The following is a 22,919-nucleotide window of genomic DNA, read 5'->3' as shown; positions in this document are numbered from 1 at the left end:
CTATCCACAATCATTATTGAATCGTTATCTCATCAACAAAGATGTAGGATTGGCCACCCTTACCTTCGTGCCACTCGGGCAAGGCACCGTATTGTTTAGCCACAACTTTTATGAAGCGGACACTTTTATTGATAGATGCAGTAAACTTCTGGGTTTGCGGTTCAAGGTTATCTATATTTACTTTGGTTTTTACTTCGGCAGCCAGGGTGTAATTTTTTCCGTCTGCGGATGTCCAGTATTGTACAGTTTGCGGGAAAACAATCCACGAGCGGGTATCCTGCAAAGCACCCAGGCTAATGGTTTTTACAGGCTTAACCTCCTCCAGATCCAGGATTGCCTCCAGGTCCTTATTTTGATAACCCTGCCAGTTACCCAGTCGCCAGTTGGCTGTACCGTGTATGCCGTTGATCAGCGTTTCATCCCCCTGTGCCGAGTAATTGTAAAGGTATTTGCTGTTCAACGTCAGCTTGATATCGCTGCGTATTTTTGTAAGGGTGGCCACATCTACAAAACTGCTTTTGCCGTTTTTAATAGCTACCGCTTTTACAGTGGTAGTATTGCTGATGGTTATTGGCTTTGAGTAAAGTGTTGAGCTTTGAGTAGGGGTGCTGCCATCAAGCGTGTAATAGATCTTAGCTGCACTATCTGCACAGCCAATCTCTACGTTTATTGGCTGCTTAAATGTTTTGTCAGGCGCGGTGATGTACGGGTTGGGAACTATCAGTTCATCGGTGATCTTAGACGTTGGCTTTTCCAGGTCCTGCATAAACAGTTTGTTGGCCAGCCTGCCGGTAAACACTTCCAGATCGCCGCCATTGGCCAGGTCATCATAGTTTAAATAAAGCTTGCTGTAAGGCTTTTTGTTAAAATTCATGCCTTGTATGTAGAAGTTGCCTTTGCCTACCGTAGCACCCGGGTTGCTGATGTTGATGGTTTTGCCATTCTCCAGGTTAATGGTGATTTTTTCGAATTGCGGCATGGTGATCTGATACTGGTTTTGCCCAGGCATAATATTATAAAGACCCAATGAGCTCATTACATACCATGCTGACATCTGCCCGCAATCCTCGTTACCTGATAAGCCGTCAGGGTTAGCGCTGTATTGTTCGCGAAGGATCTTGTTTACATAATACTGTGTTTTATCCGGAGAGTTGGTAAAATTGTACAGATAGGCAATGTGGTGGCTTGGTTCATTACCATGTGCATACTGACCTATTAAGCCCGAAACATCATCCTGTTGCCTGCCGCTAAGTTTAGCCTGTGTTGTAAATAATTCATCCAGCTTTTGTTCAAGTTGTTTACGTCCACCAAGGCTGTTTGCCAGGCCCTCTACGTCCTGCGGTACCAAAAAGCTGTACTGCCAGCTGTTCCCTTCGGTGTAGTTGTTATTTATTTCAGTTGGCTCAAAAGGGGTATACCAGCCACCATTATCACGGGCCTGCATAAAGCCATTTTGGTTGTTATGTACGTTTTTCCAGTATTGGGCCCGCTTAATATATTCGGCGTAATCCTGCGGCTTGTTAAGCATTTTTGCCATCTGTGCAATGCACCAGTCGTCTAAAGCGTAATCAAGTGTTTTAGCTACCGACTCATGCTCTACATCGGCATTAACAGCACCGGTAGCACGGTAATTATCCAACCCAAATTGATTGCGGTTAACAGCGGCTTTCATAGCGGTAAATGCTTCTTCGGCGTTAAAACCGCGTATGCCTTTGGCGTAGGCATCCACAATCACCGGAATGGAATGATTGCCCACCATGCAATAAGTTTCTGTTGTTGCCAAAGGCCATATTGGTAAAAGGCCGCCCTGCTCATAAATCGCCAGGAAGGTTTTAATGAAATCCAGCGTACGCTTACGGTCGATGATGTTCAGCAACGGATTTTCTGCCCGGTAGGTGTCCCATAGTGAAAATGCCGTATAATAGTTAAAGCCGTTTGCGGTATGTATTTTATTATCAAGCCCGCGGTACTGCCCGTCCACATCGTTATAAAGGCTTGGTGCCGACATGCAGTGATAAAGCGCTGTATAAAACATGGCCAGCTTTAAACGGCCATAATCTGGCGCAGGCAATTTTTTTGACTTTGGTGCGGGTTTATTATAACCGTAAGGATTGTACTGCTGGGCAGACTGCTGCTCGGCCATAGAAGGTGCGCCACCTTCAACCTGTATCTTGGTCAGCTCATTATTCCAGGCCAACTTAGCCGCCTTGGTAACTTTTTTAAAGTCAAAGTCCGGAAGTTCTGTGTCGAGGTTTTTCAGTGCTCCCTCAGCGCTTACAGCTGATATACCCACTTTGGCCAATACCGTACCCGGGTCATCAAAGCGAATGTACATTTTTACATTTTTACCCTGCAGCTTGTTCTTACCTTCCTCAACCTTATCATCCAGTGCTATACCATATTTTTTAAAGGGTTTTGAAAACTTGGCGTAGAAATAAACATGTTGGTCAGTCGCCCATGATTTTGACCTGCGAAAGCCACGTATCTCATGATCGTTCACTACTTCAATCCACGAATCCAGCACTTCGTCACGGTGTTTTAAATCGATGATGATATTACCTTCTTTAGCATTATTAAAATCATATTTATGCAGGCCGGCACGGGTGGTGGCAGTTAACTCAACATCAATGTTATACTTATCCAGCTTGGTTTTGTAATACCCCGGAGAGGCGTCTTCATTTTTTTTCTGAAAGCCCGAACGATAGTTGTTATTATTTAATTGCGGTTCGCCGGTAGTAGGCATAAACAGCACATCGCATAAATCAGCGATCCCTGTTCCGCTTAGGTGGGTATGCGAAAAGCCGTAGACTACGGTGTCGGTATAATGATAACCAGAGCAGCCATCCCAGCCTTCCAAACGCGTATCGGGGCTAAGCTGTACCATGCCGAATGGCATTACAGCGCCGGGATAAGTATGGCCATGCCCGCCTGTACCTATAAATGGGTCGACATATTTGGTTACATCTTTTCTTTTCTTTTGAGCGAACGAAGGTAAAGTAGCTAATAGGGCGGTTGTTATGATTGCCGCGCGTAAAATCAATCTCATTTATTGCAGACTTTAAGCTTGCAAGTTAACAAGATTCGCAGCGAATTGAAAAGAAAGCAGCTGTTTTATGCCTCTTCAGGTAAGAAAGTAATCAATCTTCAATTACGAATTTATCTGCATCTTTTAGAAAGGGGAGTGCACGGCGCGCCTTTTTAACCTCGTCGCCTATTATCGAAAAGGTGTACACATCCTCTTCATCCCGTTTGTAATAAACCACATTGCCATTAGGGTCGATACAGGTGGAGTCGCCGGAATGGTAAATTTCATTGCCATCGTGCCCAACACGGTTAACGCCAATTACATAAGCCTGATTTTCTACAGCACGGGCAGGTATGAGTGTACGCCAGTGTAAAGCGCGTTTTTCGGGCCAGTTAGCCACAATTATCAGCAGGTCATATTCTTCTGCAGGGATATTGCGCAACCATACCGGGAAACGCAGATCATAGCAAATTACGGGGCAAATGCGCCAGCCGTTAAGCTCAACTATTAATTTATTTGCGCCGGGAGTGTATGTATTGTGTTCTTTTCCTAAAGCAAAAAGGTGGCGTTTGTCATAATGCTCATAACTGCCGTCGGGGCGCATCCATATCAACCGGTTGTAAAAACTGTCATTTTCTTTAATAATGATACTCCCTGTTAACACACAATCAAACTTCGCAGCGGTTTGCTTCATCCATTGCATTGTTTTACCTTCCATAGGCTCAGCCAATTGCTCGGCGTTCATGGTAAAACCGGTGTTAAACATTTCCGGCAGGATAATCAAATTGGTTTTTTCGCGTATATTGGATAACCTCAACGAGATATTCTTAAGGTTTTTGTCGATGTTTTCCCAAAACAAATAACCTTGATAAACGGTGATTTTTAAGTTATCCATAAACTGCGCTTTTAATAGGTTCGGCAATAAATTTATATTTAAAATTTTCCTTAAGATTAAACCTTTGATAGTCTATCAACGGCTTTATCCAAAGTTTCTTGTCTTTTAGCAAAACAAAATCGTAAAATATGCCTGTCGGTATTGTTGCGATAAAATACTGATACAGGTATAGCGGCTACGCCAATCTCCTTAGTAAGGTGTATGGCAAAATCAGTATCCTTTTCGTCAGATATAGCATTATAAGTTACCGATTGAAAGTATGTGCCCGAACAAGGTAATAGTTTAAAACGGCTTTGTTCCAGCCCTTTGTTAAAATAATCCCGCTTTTGCTGAAAATAATCTGGCAGGCCAAGATAATGGTTTTCATCTTTCAAAAATTCAGCGATGGCATACTGTACAGGGGTATTTACACTAAATACTAAAAACTGGTGTATCTTCCTGAATTCCTGCATCAGATACGCCGGGGCAATACAATATCCCAGTTTCCATCCGGTAGCATGAAAAGTTTTACCAAACGAAGCTACAATAAGGCTACGTTGTTGTAACTCGGGGTACCTGGCCATGCTATGATGGATATTACCATCAAAAACCAGGTGTTCGTAAACCTCATCACTTAAAATAAATATATCCTGATTTTTAACCAGGGCGGTTAATTCATCAATATCGTGTTTACTTAAAATGGTACCGGTAGGGTTGTGGGGCGAATTCAGGATGATCATCCTTGTTTTATTGGTGATCAGCCTTTTTACCATATCCCATGGGATGCGGTAATCTGGTGGCTCCAGTTGTAACGATTTAACCACACCGCCCATTAACTTAATAGCCGGGGCATAACAGTCATAAGCCGGCTCAAACATGATTACTTCATCGTTAGGATGAATCACAGCGCTTATGGCAGTAAATATAGCTTGTGTTGCACCGGCAGTAACCGTTACTTCTGTATCCGGGTTGTAAACAGCACCGTATAGCTTCTCCGTTTTAATAGCGATCTGTTCACGCAAAGCCATCAATCCAGCCATGGGGGCATACTGGTTATGGCCATTTCGCATCGCGTTATTAACCAGTTCAACCAGTTCTTCAGAACAGTTGTAATCAGGAAAGCCCTGGGACAAATTTATGGCACCGTACTCAGCGGCAAGCGCCGACATGGTGGTAAATATTGTTGTGCCCGTTTGCGGCAATTTTGAAATCACAGGTATCATCAGCGGCTAAATTAAGCCAAAATGCCTTAGGTAGGGCTGTTTTTTCAAAAAATATAGCTTGCTTTAATTGCTTAACTTCCAAAAAGCAGCCTCATTATTGGTCTTGTATCTTTCAATAGTAAGGTGCGTTTCTTTGTTAGTGTTTTCAGATTTATCAGGGCTTTGTTTAAAGTAATCCAATGGCAAAAGGGTTACGTAGGTAATAGTTCTATCTTTGTCGCGGGTTTCATAATTATACGCGCTTTTTAGCGGACTGTAAACCATATACAGGTTTTTTGCCATATAGTTATCCAGGTAATCTGCCTTGGTTATCTTAGAGCGATTGTTCCAGTTCGCATCTTCATTTAACACAAGCGGCTGGTTGTCAATCAGTCGTTGGCGAACCTCGGCTATACCCAATAAGTTATTATGCTCATCGCGTACATAAGCATTGTTTGTTGGGTCCATCCAAACCCATTTTTTTAACGATGGCAGGTAAACCACGTTTATAACATGCGAGTCGAAATCGATGTTCAGGCTGTCTTTAGGAAAGCAATATACTTTTCTTGCTTTCCAGCCCATTGCCAGGTAACATTCATTTAAAGTTGTAGCCAGTTCACCGCACGATACACCAATTTTTTGCGAAGTGGCTTTGCTGATGATCTCGTTCGCATTAATTAATTTAATGCCACTTTCGTGCTGCCCATCGTGATTGACAGTATTATGCACCCATTTTAAAAGGTTAATAGCTTTAGAAGCCTCATCGCCTTTATCGGCAATAGAATCAAGCTTAAATTGTTTACGTAATGCCACCAGGTTAGCATCATTTGCCGCCTGATAATTGAACGCAGGTACCGGCCTTGCATCTTTGTCATTGTACTTTTCGCCTTTTTGCAAAATGTATTTATAATCGCCAACTGCACGCAGCGCTTGTGCTATCTGTTTAAATTTTGGCTCGTTTTTAATATTATTAAAATCAGTGTCTTCCAGCAAGTGGCTATAGTTACTGTAACCGTAATGTGCAGCGCTATCCAATGTGTTCAAAGCTTCAGGCTTTTTATTGATAAGCGCATAAAGGCAGCTGATATTATACCAGTTATTGTTTATGTATGGTTTATACATGCGTTGGTTAGCTGCATCAAGCTGATTGTAACGGACCGTCAAATCGCTCATTAGTTTAATGACTTCAGTATCGTTACGTTCATCATAAGCTTTTCTGATTAACTGGCTTTGGCGGTTGGCAAATGTGTTAAAAGTATTTTCAGTGGTGTTTTGAGCAAATAAATTACCTGCATAAACCAGCAGGGCAGGCAGTAGTAGTTTAAATTTCATTTTTAGTTAGTTAGCATGTAAATATAACATCAATTAATTTACAAGACGCTCAAAAGCATTAAAACGTTACTTTTAAATGTTTTGGGTATTATGCTGATTATCTACCTTAGTGATATGAAACGCTTACGAATAATTTCCTTTATAGCCTTAAGTTCAATTGTAATTTCCTGTTCATCAAAAAAAAGCGATGTGCCTGTTGTTGGCTTTATTGATGCTTTTGAGGATGCAACTATTTCACGAGCTAAAACCGGCTTTATTGATGCGTTAGAACAAAGCGGTTTTAGTGAGAAGAAGCATAATATCGAAATAAAATACAGTAACGCCCAGGGCAGTATACCCACACTTACACAAATAGTCAATCAGTTTGTGTCTGATAAGGTGGATCTGCTGGCTACATCAACCACGCTGGCAACTGTGGCGGCTATACAAAAAACCAAGACCATACCTATCTTTCAAATGGTATCGCCAACACCTGAACGTATGAAGGTAATTGGCCCCAACGGTAAAAGCCCCGCTAACCTGTTTGGTACTATGGAAGATCTTAATTATATTGATGCTTCGTTCAGCCTGATTCCCTTAATGCTGAAACCTAAAGGGCAGCAGCTTACCGTCGGGATGATTTATAACCAGGCGGAGCCACAATCTGCTGATGCGCTGCAGCGTATTCAAAGTGAAGCTTCAAAACTTAAAGTAAAAGTTATCGCACTGCCTTTAAATTCATCAGCCGATGCGCAGTTGGTTACCCAGGCTTTACTTAGTAAAGGGATAGACGCTTTTTTCGCCAATCCGGACAATACCGTTTTCGCTGCTTTTGAAACAATTCTTAAAAGCTGTAATGATAAAAATGTTCCGATTTTTACCAGCGAGGCAGGACTTGTTAAGCGCGGAGCAGTTGCAGCTTACGGCGCCGACATTTACAGATGGGGGTACCAGTCTGGCCTGCAGGCTGCACAGTACTTAAAAACCCATAAAACAGATGGTTTAAAATTAGAGATGGTGGAAGTACGCAGACATGTATTTAACCCCTCTGCCGCACAGAAATATAATATCAGCATCCCGGTAGGGTTTGAACCTGTACAATAATGGAATTTTATCTGACCGTTCTGTTACAGGGATTCTGTTTTGCAGGATTAGCCTTCGGGATTTATATTTCCATGAAAATATTTAATATTCCTGATATTACAACCGATGGCAGTTATACGTTAGGAGGGGTGGTAACGGGTGCCATGATGGTGCATCACCAGCCCGGATACCTGATTTTACCGGTTGTTATTTTTGCCGGAGCAATTGCCGGCGCGCTCACCGGGCTAATCCACACCAAATTAAAAATTAATGCTTTGCTTGCCGGTATTTTGGTCATGACGGCGCTTTACTCCGTTAACCTTACCATCCTTGGCCGCTCTAACTTACCACTACTAAATCTGCCGGGGCTGTTTACAATGCTTAACATCGTTAAAGACGTCAACCAAAACTCTCTGATAATTTTAATTGGGTTTGTACTGATCATAACCTTTATAATAGGTTATCTGCTCAAAACAGATTTTGGGATTGCCATGCGTGCAACTGGTAACAGCGAGGCTATGGTACGCGCCCTTGGCGTAAATACCGACAATATGAAAATTACAGGCCTGGCCATGGCTAATGCGCTTACCGCGCTAAGTGGTTACCTGGTGGTACAACAACAGGGCTTTGCAGACATTAGTATGGGTATAGGCATTGTAATTATAGGGCTGGGGTCGGTAATTATTGCCGAAACCATCATTAATTGGTTGCAGGTAACATCTGTTTGGCTAAGCCTTATACTGGTTTTATCAGGAGCTATTATTTTTCAATCGGTACTGGCCTTTACACTCAATATCGGGGTCGATCCCAACTTGCTGAAGCTTGTAACAGCGCTATTTGTATTGATAATTGTAGGCATACCACGTTTAACAGGGAGGCAAATATGATAACCTTGAGTGGCATCCGCAAAACTTTTAATGCAGGTAAACCTAACCAGATAGCCGCCCTGAATAATATTGATTTGCAGATAGCAGCGGGGGAGTATGTAGTAATTATCGGCTCTAACGGCTCGGGGAAGTCAACCCTGCTGAATTTGGTTGCCGGTAACTTAAGGCCAGATCAAGGTACCATAAACATCGACGGTAACAATGTGACCCGTTTACCAGAGTATAACCGCAGCAAGTGGGTGGCCCGCATATTTCAAAACCCGCTGTTAGGTACAGCTTCCGAATTGAGCACTATAGATAATTTCAGGCTTGCAGCATTACGTACACAAAGTAAGGGATTAAGTATAGGGAAAACAGCGCAATTTAAAGACTATGTAAGGGAGAGGATAGCCGCACTTAATATGGGCCTTGAAAATAAGCTTGAGCAGCCTATTGGAACATTATCAGGAGGGCAGCGACAGGCACTTACCCTTCTGATGAGCGTTATGGACACTTGCAAAGTATTACTGCTGGATGAACCTACCGCAGCACTCGACCCGCGATCGGCCGAGAACGTACTTAAAATAGCCGATGAATTGATCAGCCAATATAAACTTACTGCTATTTTGGTTACCCATAATCTTAAAGATGCAGTGAATTATGGATCGCGCCTGATACAGATGGATGAGGGGAATATCATAAAAGACATTAGGGGTACAGAAAAGTATACATTGAAGCAAACGCAACTGTATGAATGGTTTACCTGATAAAAAATGGCAAAGAAATTGTATTGCCATGTGTACTATGAAAAACTCAACTTTTGAAAATATATTTGATGCTTACCAGTTAGTAAGCGGCGCTAAAATAAAAGCTAAGAACTACGATGAAATTTTTGAATTAGGCGCATATGATGGGAATAAACGTGGTTATACGCTTTACGCCTTTGAAGATGGTGTAAGGTTTGATGACTTTAGTGTAATTATATCTGAAAACGAATTGATGAATAATTACCAGATAGAGAGAGTAAAAGTAAACGAAGCAGCTTAAGCTTCAACAGGCGTCGTTGCTGTAAATGCTGGGAACAGGGTGCACCTTGGTGTAGGAAATGCCTTATCGCCCTGTAACCGGTTATTTGCAAATCAAAGACGCCTTTGTTTTATTGATATTCATTCCTTTTTTCTTTCCATAAATTTGTTTACTTTCGTATAAAGTAAGCTACCATGTTATTGTTAAACTTTTCCTTTGAGTATCGTGAGCAGTTGTTACACCTGCGCGGGAAAAGTCTTTCCATCAAAGCCAATCTTTTCTCATAGCGTCGGGTCAGCCGCTACCTTACACCTTTTATTTTATTATTTTTATTTACGGGTGCAATGCCCACATTTTATTATGGAAACTTATTATACCACCGACGAAAAATATCTGCAGGCGGTAGAGGAGCTTAATTATGGTGAAACACCTAAAGCGCTTAAGCTGCTAAATATGATCATTGCCGAAGACGCAATGTTTGCACGGGCGCACCACTTGTTAGGCAAGATAAATTATTACGATCTGAAAGATTATCAAACTGCAGGGTACCATTTCAAAACATGTATGGAACTGGAACCTGCGTTTCCGGATAATTATACTGATTACCTGAGCCTGGTGGTTTTTTTGCAGATGGACAAACAGGTGCAACAAGTTGCAACCGCAGCCTTAACAACAGCAGGAGTGGACCATGCACTTATTTATGAACAGCTTGGCCTGCATGCAGAGAAGAATAAAAATTGGAGGAAAGCTTTAAGTGCTTATCAAAACTCCTTAACAGAGGCGACTACTAAAGAGCAAACAGACAATGTTACAGAAAGTATCAACCGGGTTAAGCTTAAACAACGCCCCGCGGTTGTCTATCATTATTTAGTAAGCTAAAAGGTTGGGCTAATACCAACCTTTTAGCTTATCTGGAAAACCTCCTATCTCCAATGCCCTCTTCGCCAGCTATAACCCCTATTGGTATGCACCCAACCACCTTGTACGTATACTCTGTTGGCTCTTGGGCGGATGTAATAACCGTTACGGTAAACATAGCGGTGCCCGCGATAAATCCACTCGCCCGGTACCCAGTAAGCATTGGCATAAGGAGCGGGCGGCCTTGAATATACAGGTTCTACCGGCCGGTCAGCTACATAATAATCACTTGCACATGATGTCAGGAACAGCGAGCCGGCCACTGCCGCCAACATTTCAAATTTCATTATTGTTTTCATCTGTAATGTACTTTCAAGTAGGACAGATGAATTTCCGGAAGGTTTAACAGCAGCAGGAGGGCGAAGTATCTAAACAAACTTTGGTGCTACAACCAGATCTTTACTTCCTGGCGTATATGTGTAAAAACCGCTGCCTGTTTTAACGCCCAGATGGCCGGCGGTTACCATGTTTACTAACAAAGGGCATGGCGCATATTTGGAATTGCCAAAGCCCGCATGTAAAACTTTAAGGATAGCCAAACATACATCAAGCCCGATAAAATCTGCCAGTTGCAGTGGCCCCATTGGGTGTGCCATACCCAGTTTCATTACGGTATCTATTTCATATACCCCGGCAACGCCCTCAAATAAGGTGTAAATTGCTTCGTTTATCATAGGCATTAAGATGCGATTGGCAACAAAGCCGGGATAATCGTTCACCTCAACCGGTTCTTTACCTAACTGCCGCGATAGATCAATTATCGTGTTTGTAACCGTATCAGTAGTAGCATAACCGCGTATCACCTCTATCAGCTTCATTACCGGCACAGGGTTCATAAAGTGCATACCAATTACGTTACCCGGGTTGGTGGTAACAGCAGCGATTTCTGTAATAGAAATTGATGAGGTATTGGATGCCAGTATCGCATTGTCTTTACAAATTTCGCTCAGCTGTTTAAACAGTTTTAGTTTAATGTCACGGTTTTCTGTGGCGGCTTCTACAACAAGTTCTGCTGTTGCAGCCCCTTCATTTATATTGGTAAAAGTTTTAATGTTGGCAAGTGTGGCAGCTTTTGCACTTTCTTCTATCGCGCCCTTTTTAATCTGCCTGTCCAGATTGGTGCTGATAGTTTGGAGCGCCTTTTGCAAAGCGCTTTCATTAATATCTACTAAAGACACATTAAAACCATTTTGTGCAAAGGTGTGCGCAATGCCATTACCCATGGTTCCGGAACCTATAACTGTTATGTTTTTCATGCTGTATAATTGGTAGTGCAAACTTCTTATTTTACAACGATATTAATGCACCGGCTTTTGCAATTGTTTCCTTTGTTACCTTTTCAAAAGCCGGGATATGCCCAAGGTAAGCAAGATTGGTATAGTTCTTTATAAAATCTTCTGTCGACGGATTCTCTTCGCCATTGAACAAAATGCCTTTTACAGGGATATCACGGTTTGATAAAGCTTCGGCAGATAGCAACGTGTGATTGATACTGCCCAGATAGTTTTGGGATACCAATATTACTTCAGCATTTAACTGCTTGATCAGGTCTATCATCAAAAAATGATCGTTCAAGGGTACCATTAAACCACCTGCGCCCTCAATTATCAACCGGTTGTTTGTTTGAGGCAAAACAAAGGCCGTTTCATCTATGACAATTCCGTCCAGGGCAGCTGATTTATGCGGGGAATAAGGTTGGGTTAAACGGTAGGTCTCCGGGTGATATACCGATGCGGAATTGCTTACTAAACTTTGTACTTTCAACGTATCTGAATCGTCCAGGTCGCCGGATTGTACGGGTTTCCAATAATCTGCTTTTAGTTTTTCTACAAGGATTGCTGATATTAATGTTTTTCCAATTCCGGTACCTATGCCGGTAACAAATAATGGTTTATGCATTACTGATTTTATTTAAAGCAGAACTAAGCTGCTGTATTTCACCAAAAGTATTAAAAGCATGCAGACAGATTCTAATGCGCTCGGTACCCAAGCCAACCGTTGGGCTTAATATAGCGCGTACATCCAAACCTTCCTGCTGCAATGCAGCGGCTGCCTGTTTCGCCTTTGAGTTGCTGCCCAGTATCACACATTGTATAGGGCTTTCACTATATGCATCATACTGTGGAATGACCTGCTTATATGTTTTTATGTTCTCACGCAGCTTAGTTATCGTTTCGGTAGATTCCTGCAAAAGCCCGTGCGCCATTTTGATGGCGACTAAAGAATGGAATGGCAGTGCTGTAGTATAAATAAAGGACCGTGCAAAGTTGATCAGATATTCTCTTAACGGGTTTTTTCCTAAAACTATGGCACCGTGACAGCCTAAAGCTTTTCCGAAAGTTATAATGCGTGCGAATATTTTGTTTTCTAAATTCAAATATTTAACCAATCCGGCGGGGTAGAGGCCTACAGCATGCGCTTCGTCAACAATCAAGTTAGCTCCGTACCGGTCTGTTAATTCAAGTATCCTGGCGATAGGAGGAGTGTCGCCATCCATCGAGTATACACTTTCTATAACTACATAGATTAACCCTTTAGCCGCCTTTAGCTTGCTTTCTAAACTATCAAGGTCGTTATGCTTAAAGGTATACCGGTTAGCATAACTCAACCTTGCGCCGTCTATTATTGACGCATGTATCAGTTCATCGCAAATAATGGTATCGCCTTTTTGGGGCAGCGAGGAAAATAAACCCAAATTCGCGTCATAGCCTGAATTGAATAACAAACCTGCTTGGCTGCCATAATAAGCTGCGAGATGCTGTTCGATAGCCTCGGTATAAGCCATATTTCCGGATATTAATCTTGAGCCCGTGGCACCGTTTAAAACAGGATACTGACTATCATGCTCCTGCCTTATCAAGTCTTTTAACGCTTCGGAGCGTGCGAAGCCCAGGTAGTCGTTCGAGCAAAAGTCTATTAACCCACGCCCGGTGGTAAGCGTACGGTACAAACCCAAGTTGCTGCGCTCCCTTAATTTATCGTAGATATAGGTATTTGCTGATGACAAATGTTTAATTTTTTCGCTAAAATAAAAAAAGCGGCACTATGGCCGCTTTAAAAATCATATAATGGCTTAGTTTCCGCCGCCCCCGTTTTGCATACGGGCGCGTCTTTCTTCCATCTCTTTTTGCCATGCTGCTGCCTGCTCAGCAGTCAATACGGCTTTAACTTTGTTATTGGTAGCTTCCATCATCGGGCGAATCTGGCTCCTGATATCGCCACCAGCATTACGCAGGCTGTCGAATGATTTAGCTTGCGCCTGATAAATTACTGTAATTTTAGCCGCCTGATCATCGGTTAGTTTCAAACTTTCCTTCATTTGTTTAGCCCTTTCTTCAGGGCTCATTCTCATACGGCCTTGTGCATGGCTAACTGCTGATATTCCTAATACGAATAAGCAGATCATTAAAATCTTTTTCATTTCTACTTGTTTTGTTTAACTGATTGTATGATAAAGATAACCTGCTATAGTTTAACCTGCACCTGTGTAACTTAATTGTTGCCGTACTAATTTACGTCTTTATTTAAATTGGCAATTGATCGCTGCATTTGCGCCATCATTGCGGTAAGGCTTTCCATTGTAGGCTCTGGCGTTGGCTGCGGCAATTGGGTTGATATATAAGCTTTGGCTTTCCAAACCTCAATCAAATCTTCGGCATCAATTTCGTAAGGGTCATAAACCGGGTTATCAGATATTAATTTTAGATTTCTACCTTCTTTATATTTATTACCGGCGCGTTTGTATACCACACCTTCGCTTTTGGTTATAAACACATAAGTTTCGCCTATTTTAACATCAGCCCAATTTTCTTGATATTCGCCTATTATGATGGTACCTGATTGCAAAGGTAGCATTGAATCCCCTTTAATTTCAAAAGCGCGATAAGTGCCTTGTTTAAACATAGGCAGATAAAACTTAGGGAGTCGCGCCACATATTCGGGGTCTGCATAGCCATTTAGATAGCCGGCACTTGCTTTGACAGGCACCAATTCGATATTTTCATTGTCATCCTTATCAACAGAAATACTTAACACTCTCAGGTTAGCCGGGTTGCCTTTGGGTTTAGGCGCCCATTTATCATCAATGGTTTCATTTATGAAATCATCAATTGACACATCAAAAAATATTGCTAACTGTTTTAGTAATTCATATTTAGGCTCGGCGCGTTCTTCCTCATATGCGCCTACTAATGAACGTTTTATGCCTACCTGATCAGCAAATTGCTGTTGAGTAAGACCTTTCTTTTTCCTAAGATATTTAATATTTGATGAAATTTTTGACATAAAAATTTGCAATTGCTAAAATGTTTAGTATTTTTATGCTCATAAAATTAGTAATTATTTTTGACACAGCAAATTTTTTTATCAAATGAAGAGCTTCGTATATATTATTACAGACAGAAACAGGAAGAATTTACATGTAGGCATGTGTACTGATTTACTTAAAACTATTAAATTTTACAGTGAAATGCCTACCTTATTTTTCGATAATGCCCAGCAATTAAACCGCCTGGTTTATTTTGAGGAGATAAATACCGAAGAGCAGGCATTGGAAAGATTTAAGACTGTTAGTACCTATACCCGCCCGCAAAAAGAAAAAATGATACGCCCCGTAAATCCTGATTGGGTTGATCTGACTGCCGGTTTAAAATACGAAAGCGGACAGCGCGTAAGGCCTACCGTTTACAGCAGGCCATCAATACCGGCAGTAAGGCGCGCTGTTGCCATATAATAGTTACAGCGCACTTTGCTTAATCAATACAATGTCTATTGCGGCACCAGTACCAACGAATGTCCTTCGATTATATATTATATAACGCTACCATCCTGGTGTGAAGTTTAAACCAAATACGCCTGTTTTTACGTCTGTACGGTTAAACGGAATGGCATAATAGGGCTCAAGAATAATGGCACCGAAGAAATTAACCCTTAGCGATATACCTGCACTTAACGCAGGGACCCTGCTGTATACACTTATTTGCTGTTGATTGCCCTGATCGTCCAGCACAGGGTTACCATCGCGGTCTTTCACCACATCATTTCTCACAAACTCCGGATTAGTCTTTCCTAAAGTTATTTTATCTCCTTTATTCCAGGCCAAACCGGCATCAAAGAAAAGGTTAAGATCTGTAAACAGAAATTTAGATTTTATTGCTGCAAGCTTTTCCGGGCCGGTAAATGGCAGTCGCACCTCGAAGTTGGCCACCGCAATCCGGTTCCCTGAAAGCTGATCTATAGTAAAATTGTTATTTGTAGAATTTTTAGCGTTATAAAAGCTTTGTGATTCATAACCGCGTATCAAAAACGGATACCCGATATATAAAGGATATAAATTTTCGGTATTATCGCCAAAGCGACCATAGCCATAAAGTCTTGCAGCAAAAGTTACCGGTGCTACACGTACATATTTACGCAGATCAACAGTAGGGGAGAAAAACTGGTAAGTACCCACATTATACTCCGCCTCTAACCGGAAACGGTGCCCGTTAAGGGGGGCAGCAATACCGAAATAAGAATCATCGCCAATCAGGGCAGTACTTAAGCCATATATCTGGAACGAGCGTAGATCAATGCCCATCTCGGATAAAAATTGTTCCCTTGATATTTTGTGTTTTTGAAAATCAACCTGGTAACCAATGTTGGTGAATTCATTGCCCTGAGCATCCGTTACGGTCTGGTAGTCATAATAGCTGCTATACCTGTCTACCCTGTAGGAATAATGGGAAGCAGATGCTCCAATTTCAGCCCTTAGTGTACGTGAGAAAGGATAAGATGCGAAACCCTGAACGGCATCTTCAAACGTGCGGATAATATCAGTACGTTCTTCATAAACAGGCACATCGGTGCCACCTATATTACGTGTGGTAAAGGCAGAGCTATAATATCCCGATTGGTAAGGTATATGTGATCCGCCTAAGCCAAAGTTCCAGCGACCCTCCTGGTTCACATACAAAACAGAAGCTCCAAAATCATATATCTCACCATTCACTGCTGCTCCCGCATAAATCTGGTTTCTGCCCAAAATATCACTAAATATACCCTGTACCCCGCTTGACAGGCCTGCGCCATATAAGCTGTTTACACCAACACCAATACCGCTACTGGCCAAAGCGTCGAGCTTAAATTTGGGGCGATAGGGAATAGAATGGATAGAATCGGCAGGTATACGGCGGTATGCCAAAAAGTTGTTTAGGTTACTGTTTATCAAATCAACCCCTACAGCCTTTGGCGGAGGCAATAATGCTGCGGTGTAATCTGTATTCCCGGCATCTACTGTTACAGGCTTAAAATCTGAAGCTTTAGCATTATACACCGAATATTTTTGAGATTTATAGTAGGAGTACACCACATCATCGTTTCCAGAAATGCTAAGCGCAGGTGAAAACTCAGTAATGCCGCATATACCGGTAAAAAGATCGGTCATTTGCTCTGTTTTGCCCGATGCCAATGTATAGCGGTATAAATTTCTGAAACCATCCCGGTTTGACAGGAAATAAACCTGCGACCCATCACCAGAGTACTGGGCATTAAGGTTATTTGCGCCATTGAATACTTTAATATCAGTTATATGACCAGTGGCTATATCCAGCTCGGCCAGATTAAAGGTAATGTCTTGCGACAAAACTTTGTCATAAGTGGCCCTGTCGCTGCTAAAAATTATTCGTTTGCTATCCCTTGAGAAGCTGGGCTGATAATCTGAGTACTTATCATTGGTAAGCTGTATAACTTTTTTAGCACCGAAATCATACATGTATAAATCGCTCTGTCCTTCGGACAATCCCTGGAACGCTATATACCTTCCATCAGGCGACCATGATAAATTACTGAACTGCTCTGCTTTTTCCATCGACAAGTCGTTCAGGATCCTGCCATCCGGAACACTTACGATAAGCATGCGGTTGCGGCCTTTGCTAAAAACGCTGAACGCGAATTTTTTCCCATCCGGCGACCATGTGCCGGCCGATTCTATAAAGTTAAATTCATCAATATGCGTGTTTGATATTTTACTTGTAAGGCGCTTTATTACACGCCCTGTCCTGGCATCGGCCAGGTACAGATCTATGCTGAAAAGACTTTTTGATGAAAGAAAAGCAAGGTATTTACCGTCGGGACTCACAGCTGGAGCAACAGTCAGGTCGCCGCCTGCTTTATCGTCAATAATGCGTAGCCCTACCGGTTTTTGAACCGTATCTTTCAGTAAAGGCTTATAAGTGTTTATGATGGAGTTTTGCCATAAGCTGGATAATGTTTTATCATCATAACCAAATGTGCGGCGTATACCGTATTGTAAACCATACCTGGCCACATTTTTAAAAAATGGAACTATGATAGTATCTCCATAGGTAGAACCCAGGAATGACCAAAAAGCTTCGCCGTAACGGTAAGGAAAGTATTTATTGCTTTCGGTAAGGTCGCGTACAGTAGGGATGTCCTTATTTAAATAAGCGTCGCGCATCCACATGGCCGTGTAAGCATCCTTTTTACCTATTGAAAGATACTCTGCCATACCTTCAATCATCCAAAGCGGGAGGTTGCCAATATTTTCAAAGTTTGACGAATCCCGACCCAATAAGGTGTGATACTGAAACGCATGGACCAGCTCGTGCCCCAATACGTGGCGCGTAGTTTGGTTGGTTTCCATCACCGGCATTACTACACGGTTCTTCAAGCCTTCTGTAACACCACCTGTACCTACGCTGATATCGCCTTGTATGGCCGTAGTCTGCTGAAAGTCGGGGTGATTGGCATATAATATAATTGGGTTGGGTCTGTTAAAAGTATCGCGGAATATCTGCTGATGCAGTGTGTACCAAAGCTCGCTTTCCTGGGCAAAGCGCTTGATCATGCTATCATTTTTCAGGTAATAGTAGATCTCAAAATGTGGTGTTTTATAAACCTTAAATTTTAGGTTCTTATATCTTACCTTATTTTGCCCAAAATATTGGGCGTTTGCATTTTGTATGCTAATACTAAGTACAAAGCACAATAATGCAATAACGTGTTTAGTGCTTAAATTAAAAAGGAAACGTTTTTTCATATAAAACGGATATACGCAGACTAATTTAATAATACAAAGTTCTAAACCAATTAATTACGGTGTAGTTGGTGGTGCACTCCCTTCGCCTGTTCCTTCTTCGGGCTGAGGGGCAGTTATAGGTGCCGCAACTGTATCCATTGGCATTTCAGTGGTATCGGTAGAGGCAGTATCCTCATGGATAATTGGCGATGGACACATATACTCTTTAGTAATTTTCACCCATGGCTTTGGAAAGGGTCCGTAAGTATAACCAGAGTTAGGATCTGCATATACTTTTTCCATAAATGCCCCAAATATAGGCAGCGCCGTATGCGATCCTTCGCCAGTTTCTGAAGAGGTGAAGTGGACGCTGCGGTCATCTGCGCCTACCCATACACCGGTTACCAAATCTTTAGTAATACCCATGTACCAGCCATCCACATAGTCGGACGAAGTACCTGTTTTGCCGCCTATCTGATTGTTTTTCTTCCACAGGCCAGGATACTCCCAAAGTGCCTGTGATGTTCCCCCCGGCTCCTCCATGCCGCCCCGGAACATATACAGCATCAGCCACGCGGTTTCCTCACTTAAAACCCGTTCAGATTTTAACTCAAATTCCTTTATCACATTACCATCGTTATCGGTAATTTTAGTTACCAGTAAAGGGTCAACCTTTTCACCCTTATTTAAAAAAGTACTGTATGCTCTCACCATTTCATAAACAGAAACATCATTAGACCCTAACGATACAGATGGTACGGATTTGAGCGGGCTTTCGATGCCTATCTTATGCGCGTATTGTACAATTTTATCCCAGCCCACATGTTCGGTAAGTTGCGCGGTGATAGAGTTTACCGATTTACCCATCGCCCACCTTAATGACATTTCGCGGTAGGAGAAATGAAAATCGGCATTTTTGGGTTCCCAGATATCATCTTTTCCTTCATCTTTGAACTTTATGGTTACTGGCTTATCGGTGAACTTGTCGCAAGGAGTAAAGCCATTGTCGAGTGCGGTTACATAGGCAAAAGGTTTAAAAGTAGAGCCTGCCTGGCGCTTTGCCTGGTTAACGTGGTCATAACTGAAATACCGGTGATTGATACCGCCCACCCAAACCTTGATCTTACCGGTGGAGGGCTCCATGGTCATCATGCCGGTATTAAGTATTTTGGCGTAATATTTTATGGAGTCGACACTGGAAAAGGTAGTATCCTGATCGCCGTTCCAGGTAAAAACCGTCATGCGTTTCTTTTTTTGGAAATACTTATTTATTTCGGTAGTGTCGCCATTATACTTTTTGCTTAGTAGTTTATAAATAGGCAACCGTTGTTCGGCTTTCAGCACAAAATCTTTAATCTCCACACCCTTGCTGTCGCGCCATGGAGTTTTATTGCCCCAAAGATTATTGAAACGCCTTTGCAGCATTTTCATTTTTTGCGCTACTGCATCTTCCGCGTATTGTTGAAGTTTGGAGTCGATGGTGGTATAAATTTTCAACCCATCCTCATACAAATCATAATTGTTATCCTTACACCATTTGTCCAGCCATTTTTCAACCGCGTGGCGTATGTATGAATCATTGGCGCCGGTATTGTCAATGTAGCTTAAATCCAGCCCCAGGGGTTTAGCGCTTTCCGCTTTAAACTGGTTATTGTTCAGATAGCCGTATTTTTCCATCTGGCCTAATACAATGTTACGGCGTTCCAGCGAGCGGGCTGGGTTGCTTTTAGGATTGTAGGTTGAAGTAGCTTTAAGCATACCGATAAGCGTGGCAGATTCGGCAGCGTTAACAGCACCCGGAAGTTTATTAAAATATCTTAAAGTAGCGGTTTTTATACCAAAAGTATTGTTGCCGAAAGGCACGGTATTTAAGTAAAGTGTTAAAATTTCCTCTTTGCTGTACTGGCGTTCAATTTTAAAGGCGGTAAGCCACTCCTTACATTTAAATACCACTGTACGTACCAGCGGTACATGGCTTAACAGCCCTTGCGATTTACGTTTACGTGTACTAAAAAGGTTCTTAGCCAATTGCTGAGTAATGGTACTGCCGCCGCGCCTGTCGCCAGTTGCGGTAGATAACATACTGCCTATAAAGCCAATAAAATCAACCCCGTTATGTTTATAAAAGCGCGCGTCTTCTGTGGCTACAAGTGCATGAATGATGTTAGGGGAAATGTCTTTATAATCTACCGGCGATCGGTTTTCCTTATAAAAGCGTCCTATTAATTTGCCATCTGCCGTATAAACTTCTGATGCAAGGGACATGGTAGGTTTTTTAATGTCCTTCATATCCGGCGAATAGCCGAACAACCATAAAAAGTTTAATTCAACGGCACAGAAAAAGATGATAATACAGTATATAAAAACGATGAAGTATCTAAGGTAACGGTTTTTTATACGTCTGAACATTGGGTAAAGATGTAAAATTATACGCCCAAATCATAGCAGACGTATTCAAAAGTTAACAACGCAATTTTAACAAGTAAATTTTAAGTTAGTATAGATACCCGGAAATATTTGAAGAAATGTTAGCAAGAATTATAACATTCCGGATAGTGGGTAAAACCAAATATTAATTTACAGGTATTAAATAACATGAAAACACCCGTTTTTATTTTGATGATTAGCTTGTTTGCGCCGTTCATAGCAAACGCTCAAAAAGATGCGAAACTTATTGAAGTAGCATCGTTTGATCATAACCAGCCAATTGGTGTTACTGTTGCCCCTGCATCAAACCGCTTGTTTGTGTCCTTTCCGCATAAGGATCCATTTTTATACGCCTTAACCGAGATCGTTAATGGCAAACGTATACCATTTCCTGATGAAGAATGGAATAAGTACGATACTACGCTTACCAAAAGCCACTTTGTAAACGTGCAGGACCTTTATGCCGATGGTATGAATAACCTTTGGGTGCTCGATTCGGCCCCGGCAGGAGGGGCCGCAGTAATAGGCGAGGGTAAGAAAAAAGAAGGTAAATTTAAACTGATACAGATAAGCCTTGATAATAATAAAGTACAACGTATATACACCTTTGATGATTTGCCAAAAAATAAAAGCGCGCTCAATGATATGTGCATTGATAACAGCAGGCAGTTGGCCTATCTGTCAGATCCAGGCTTGCATGCTATTGTAGTGCTTGATCTGAACAGTGGTAAAAGCCGTGTGGTACTTAAGGACGATAAATCAACCGTTGCTACACCTGGTTTTAAACTTCACCTTGATGGCAAAGATGTAGAAGATAATACTGGCAAACCCTTTGTATCAAACGTAAACGGAATAGCCCTCACAAAAGATAACCGTTGGTTTTATTTCAGGGCTATTAACCAGACTAAGCTGTACCGTATCGCTACCGAACATTTGGTAAACGTTACCTTGACAGATGCTAACCTTAGCGCCAAAGTTGAAACAGTTGCTGAAACAGGTATCTGTCATGGCATGATAGCCGATAGCAAAGGATACATCTATCTGAGTAACTCGGCAGAACATGCCATACAATATGTTAAACCCGGAGGTAAAGTATATACATTGGTAAAAGACGAGCGCTTAAGCTGGCCCGATTCGTTTGGTATAGGCAGCGATGGTTACCTGTATCTGAGCGCCTCGCAAATGAACCGTTTGCCGCAGTATAATAACGGGGTAGATAAGGTTGTATATCCGTACCGGGTTTATAAAGTTAGGTTACCAAAGGATTAGTAGCCATTAAAAATCTTTCTTCGGTATGAGTAGATATCACGGTTATCTCATCACCTACATTCAACATACCATTACCCGTTAAAACCAGGTTTTGACCAAAGTTGATTTTGTTGCCCTTTCGCCGATAGGTTGCAAGGGTTTTTAACGGATCTTTACCTTTTTCGGCAGTTTCCTGATCAATGGTTGTTAACACACAGCGGGCGCATAGCTTTACACCGTACATATCCATGCCGTTAATACTGATATGCTTCATCAGGTCCTCGGCATAAGGTTCTCCGCCGCTGAATACGATATTCGGCCTGAAACGGTTCATGAGCACCGGATCAGTTAGTCTTTTGTTCAAATCGTTTAACGATTCCTCACCAATCAATAAAGCTGGGTAAGCGTCGGAGAATGATGTTATAGTCCCTTTTTCGGTATATCTTGGGTCAGTAGGTCGTTCGATATTGTCGGGCATGTAAACCAGCCGGCAATTGATGCCCGTACCGGCGGTAAACCACGCGTCAATTTCATTACTGACCAATTGACCGTGGCAGGTGTCATCCCAAATGGATACCTCTATAAAATCATTCTTTATGGGCCTGAACGGTACAACAATGGACGAGCCATCGGGCCGGAAAGTCACTTTCAGTCCTTCATTGATCAGTTGCACCGTATAAAGGGCTAATTGCGCGTGTTCGCGTTGCGATAAAAAGCGATGGTTTTCATCTATCAGCATCCAGCGCCTGTCGTGCTCAAGGCCGCGGCTGGTAACTTTTGCATTATTTAAATGAATGCCCCCTAAGGATTTGATTGGATAGATGATTAGTTGTGATACCCTGAGCATATGCAAATATAAGCTTTGCCATCGTAAGATATCGGCGTTTTATGTTTATATTCAATTGGTTTATTGATAATTAAT

Annotated in this window: 20 protein-coding genes; 7 read left to right on the top strand and 13 right to left on the bottom strand. The window is 42.0% G+C overall.

Annotated features, from left to right (window positions below; genetic code table 11):
- Positions 1-13 precede the first annotated feature (13 nt).
- The 4 genes from ACFQZX_RS10890 to ACFQZX_RS10875 all read right to left on the bottom strand — a co-directional run bounded on the left by ACFQZX_RS10890 (position 14) and on the right by ACFQZX_RS10875 (position 6,433).
- Entirely contained in the window at positions 14-3,046 is a 3,033-nt protein-coding gene (locus ACFQZX_RS10890) for a GH92 family glycosyl hydrolase (protein ID WP_377114973.1), read from the bottom strand.
- Between the two features lie 91 nt (positions 3,047-3,137).
- Positions 3,138-3,920 (bottom strand): amidohydrolase, encoded by a 783-nt coding sequence (locus ACFQZX_RS10885; RefSeq protein ID WP_377114970.1) that lies wholly within the window; start codon positions 3,918-3,920, stop codon positions 3,138-3,140.
- A gap of 56 nt (positions 3,921-3,976) precedes the next feature.
- Complete coding sequence (locus ACFQZX_RS10880) at positions 3,977-5,122, bottom strand: methionine aminotransferase (RefSeq protein WP_377114967.1); 1,146 nt, start codon at positions 5,120-5,122, stop codon at positions 3,977-3,979.
- Between the two features lie 63 nt (positions 5,123-5,185).
- Positions 5,186-6,433, bottom strand: a complete 1,248-nt coding sequence (locus ACFQZX_RS10875) for a TPR end-of-group domain-containing protein (RefSeq protein WP_377114965.1) — start codon at positions 6,431-6,433, stop codon at positions 5,186-5,188.
- A gap of 114 nt (positions 6,434-6,547) precedes the next feature.
- Here ACFQZX_RS10875 and ACFQZX_RS10870 point away from each other — a divergent pair, with 114 nt between their 5' ends.
- The 5 genes from ACFQZX_RS10870 to ACFQZX_RS10850 all read left to right on the top strand — a co-directional run bounded on the left by ACFQZX_RS10870 (position 6,548) and on the right by ACFQZX_RS10850 (position 10,266).
- A complete protein-coding gene (locus ACFQZX_RS10870; protein ID WP_377114963.1) occupies positions 6,548-7,516 on the top strand; it encodes an ABC transporter substrate-binding protein in 969 nt (322 codons plus the stop codon).
- Positions 7,516-8,382 carry an ABC transporter permease gene (locus tag ACFQZX_RS10865; RefSeq protein ID WP_377114961.1) on the top strand — a complete coding sequence of 289 codons (867 nt, stop codon included), beginning with the start codon at positions 7,516-7,518 and terminating at the stop codon, positions 8,380-8,382. The genes ACFQZX_RS10870 and ACFQZX_RS10865 overlap by 1 nt, the downstream gene beginning before the upstream one ends.
- On the top strand, positions 8,379-9,128 hold the full coding sequence (locus ACFQZX_RS10860; protein ID WP_377114958.1) for an ABC transporter ATP-binding protein: 750 nt from the start codon (positions 8,379-8,381) through the stop codon (positions 9,126-9,128). Before ACFQZX_RS10865 ends, ACFQZX_RS10860 begins: the two co-directional genes overlap by 4 nt.
- 37 nt (positions 9,129-9,165) lie before the next feature.
- Positions 9,166-9,408: a hypothetical protein gene (locus ACFQZX_RS10855; protein ID WP_377114955.1), complete on the top strand. Its 243-nt coding sequence runs from the start codon at positions 9,166-9,168 to the stop codon at positions 9,406-9,408.
- Positions 9,409-9,747: 339 nt separating this feature from the next.
- Positions 9,748-10,266 carry a tetratricopeptide repeat protein gene (locus ACFQZX_RS10850; RefSeq protein WP_377114953.1) on the top strand — a complete coding sequence of 173 codons (519 nt, stop codon included), beginning with the start codon at positions 9,748-9,750 and terminating at the stop codon, positions 10,264-10,266.
- A 44-nt stretch (positions 10,267-10,310) separates the two neighbouring features.
- Here ACFQZX_RS10850 and ACFQZX_RS10845 read toward each other — a convergent pair whose 3' ends face one another.
- From ACFQZX_RS10845 to ACFQZX_RS10820, 6 genes are all read right to left on the bottom strand, one after another.
- Positions 10,311-10,592, bottom strand: a complete 282-nt coding sequence (locus ACFQZX_RS10845; RefSeq protein WP_377114951.1) for a hypothetical protein — start codon at positions 10,590-10,592, stop codon at positions 10,311-10,313.
- A gap of 81 nt (positions 10,593-10,673) precedes the next feature.
- Positions 10,674-11,561 (bottom strand): 3-hydroxybutyryl-CoA dehydrogenase, encoded by an 888-nt coding sequence (locus tag ACFQZX_RS10840; RefSeq protein WP_377114948.1) that lies wholly within the window; start codon positions 11,559-11,561, stop codon positions 10,674-10,676.
- A 31-nt stretch (positions 11,562-11,592) separates the two neighbouring features.
- Positions 11,593-12,204 (bottom strand): dethiobiotin synthase, encoded by a 612-nt coding sequence (gene bioD, locus ACFQZX_RS10835; RefSeq protein ID WP_377114945.1) that lies wholly within the window; start codon positions 12,202-12,204, stop codon positions 11,593-11,595.
- The gene (locus tag ACFQZX_RS10830; protein ID WP_377114943.1) at positions 12,197-13,312 is read right to left on the bottom strand and encodes an aminotransferase class I/II-fold pyridoxal phosphate-dependent enzyme; all 1,116 of its coding nucleotides are present in this window, start codon (positions 13,310-13,312) and stop codon (positions 12,197-12,199) included. The genes bioD and ACFQZX_RS10830 overlap by 8 nt, the downstream gene beginning before the upstream one ends.
- A gap of 66 nt (positions 13,313-13,378) precedes the next feature.
- Positions 13,379-13,726, bottom strand: a complete 348-nt coding sequence (locus tag ACFQZX_RS10825) for a hypothetical protein (protein ID WP_377114941.1) — start codon at positions 13,724-13,726, stop codon at positions 13,379-13,381.
- A gap of 86 nt (positions 13,727-13,812) precedes the next feature.
- Entirely contained in the window at positions 13,813-14,589 is a 777-nt protein-coding gene (locus tag ACFQZX_RS10820) for an XRE family transcriptional regulator (RefSeq protein WP_377114938.1), read from the bottom strand.
- 85 nt (positions 14,590-14,674) lie between these two features.
- Here ACFQZX_RS10820 and ACFQZX_RS10815 point away from each other — a divergent pair, with 85 nt between their 5' ends.
- Complete coding sequence (locus tag ACFQZX_RS10815) at positions 14,675-15,037, top strand: GIY-YIG nuclease family protein (RefSeq protein WP_377114936.1); 363 nt, start codon at positions 14,675-14,677, stop codon at positions 15,035-15,037.
- Positions 15,038-15,124: 87 nt separating this feature from the next.
- Here ACFQZX_RS10815 and ACFQZX_RS10810 read toward each other — a convergent pair whose 3' ends face one another.
- Both ACFQZX_RS10810 and ACFQZX_RS10805 read right to left on the bottom strand, forming a co-directional pair.
- Positions 15,125-18,343, bottom strand: coding sequence for a tolB protein precursor (locus ACFQZX_RS10810; RefSeq protein WP_377114933.1), 3,219 nt, complete (start codon positions 18,341-18,343; stop codon positions 15,125-15,127).
- 54 nt (positions 18,344-18,397) lie between these two features.
- A complete protein-coding gene (locus ACFQZX_RS10805; RefSeq protein ID WP_377114931.1) occupies positions 18,398-20,731 on the bottom strand; it encodes a penicillin-binding protein 1A in 2,334 nt (777 codons plus the stop codon).
- Positions 20,732-20,917: 186 nt separating this feature from the next.
- On the opposite strand from ACFQZX_RS10805, the gene ACFQZX_RS10800 reads away from it, so the two are divergent.
- The gene (locus tag ACFQZX_RS10800) at positions 20,918-22,018 is read left to right on the top strand and encodes an SMP-30/gluconolactonase/LRE family protein (RefSeq protein WP_377114928.1); all 1,101 of its coding nucleotides are present in this window, start codon (positions 20,918-20,920) and stop codon (positions 22,016-22,018) included.
- Here the strand turns inward: ACFQZX_RS10800 and ACFQZX_RS10795 are convergent.
- Positions 21,999-22,844: an MOSC domain-containing protein gene (locus ACFQZX_RS10795; RefSeq protein ID WP_377114925.1), complete on the bottom strand. Its 846-nt coding sequence runs from the start codon at positions 22,842-22,844 to the stop codon at positions 21,999-22,001. The genes ACFQZX_RS10800 and ACFQZX_RS10795 overlap by 20 nt on opposite strands.
- Positions 22,845-22,919: the final 75 nt, after the last annotated feature.

It is taken from the genome of Mucilaginibacter litoreus, from assembly GCF_042676805.1.
In the GTDB taxonomy this organism is placed as follows: Bacteria; Bacteroidota; Bacteroidia; order Sphingobacteriales; family Sphingobacteriaceae; genus Mucilaginibacter; species Mucilaginibacter litoreus.
Note: the sequence above shows the minus strand (reverse complement) of the source record. Positions and strands in the feature narration are given on the sequence as shown.

What these genes read in the sequence shown, in the direction of transcription:
- ACFQZX_RS10820 (WP_377114938.1), bottom strand. Translation starts at nt 14,589, where the DNA reads ATGTCAAAAATTTCATCAAATATTAAATATCTTAGGAAAAAGAAAGGT.
- ACFQZX_RS10800 (WP_377114928.1), top strand. Translation starts at nt 20,918, where the DNA reads ATGAAAACACCCGTTTTTATTTTGATGATTAGCTTGTTTGCGCCGTTC.
- ACFQZX_RS10885 (WP_377114970.1), bottom strand. Translation starts at nt 3,920, where the DNA reads ATGGATAACTTAAAAATCACCGTTTATCAAGGTTATTTGTTTTGGGAA.
- ACFQZX_RS10810 (WP_377114933.1), bottom strand. Translation starts at nt 18,343, where the DNA reads ATGAAAAAACGTTTCCTTTTTAATTTAAGCACTAAACACGTTATTGCA.
- ACFQZX_RS10795 (WP_377114925.1), bottom strand. Translation starts at nt 22,844, where the DNA reads ATGCTCAGGGTATCACAACTAATCATCTATCCAATCAAATCCTTAGGG.
- ACFQZX_RS10860 (WP_377114958.1), top strand. Translation starts at nt 8,379, where the DNA reads ATGATAACCTTGAGTGGCATCCGCAAAACTTTTAATGCAGGTAAACCT.
- ACFQZX_RS10850 (WP_377114953.1), top strand. Translation starts at nt 9,748, where the DNA reads ATGGAAACTTATTATACCACCGACGAAAAATATCTGCAGGCGGTAGAG.
- ACFQZX_RS10825 (WP_377114941.1), bottom strand. Translation starts at nt 13,726, where the DNA reads ATGAAAAAGATTTTAATGATCTGCTTATTCGTATTAGGAATATCAGCA.
- ACFQZX_RS10840 (WP_377114948.1), bottom strand. Translation starts at nt 11,561, where the DNA reads ATGAAAAACATAACAGTTATAGGTTCCGGAACCATGGGTAATGGCATT.
- ACFQZX_RS10890 (WP_377114973.1), bottom strand. Translation starts at nt 3,046, where the DNA reads ATGAGATTGATTTTACGCGCGGCAATCATAACAACCGCCCTATTAGCT.
- ACFQZX_RS10880 (WP_377114967.1), bottom strand. Translation starts at nt 5,122, where the DNA reads ATGATACCTGTGATTTCAAAATTGCCGCAAACGGGCACAACAATATTT.
- ACFQZX_RS10855 (WP_377114955.1), top strand. Translation starts at nt 9,166, where the DNA reads ATGAAAAACTCAACTTTTGAAAATATATTTGATGCTTACCAGTTAGTA.
- ACFQZX_RS10865 (WP_377114961.1), top strand. Translation starts at nt 7,516, where the DNA reads ATGGAATTTTATCTGACCGTTCTGTTACAGGGATTCTGTTTTGCAGGA.
- ACFQZX_RS10870 (WP_377114963.1), top strand. Translation starts at nt 6,548, where the DNA reads ATGAAACGCTTACGAATAATTTCCTTTATAGCCTTAAGTTCAATTGTA.
- bioD (WP_377114945.1), bottom strand. Translation starts at nt 12,204, where the DNA reads ATGCATAAACCATTATTTGTTACCGGCATAGGTACCGGAATTGGAAAA.
- ACFQZX_RS10875 (WP_377114965.1), bottom strand. Translation starts at nt 6,433, where the DNA reads ATGAAATTTAAACTACTACTGCCTGCCCTGCTGGTTTATGCAGGTAAT.
- ACFQZX_RS10805 (WP_377114931.1), bottom strand. Translation starts at nt 20,731, where the DNA reads ATGTTCAGACGTATAAAAAACCGTTACCTTAGATACTTCATCGTTTTT.
- ACFQZX_RS10845 (WP_377114951.1), bottom strand. Translation starts at nt 10,592, where the DNA reads ATGAAATTTGAAATGTTGGCGGCAGTGGCCGGCTCGCTGTTCCTGACA.
- ACFQZX_RS10815 (WP_377114936.1), top strand. Translation starts at nt 14,675, where the DNA reads ATGAAGAGCTTCGTATATATTATTACAGACAGAAACAGGAAGAATTTA.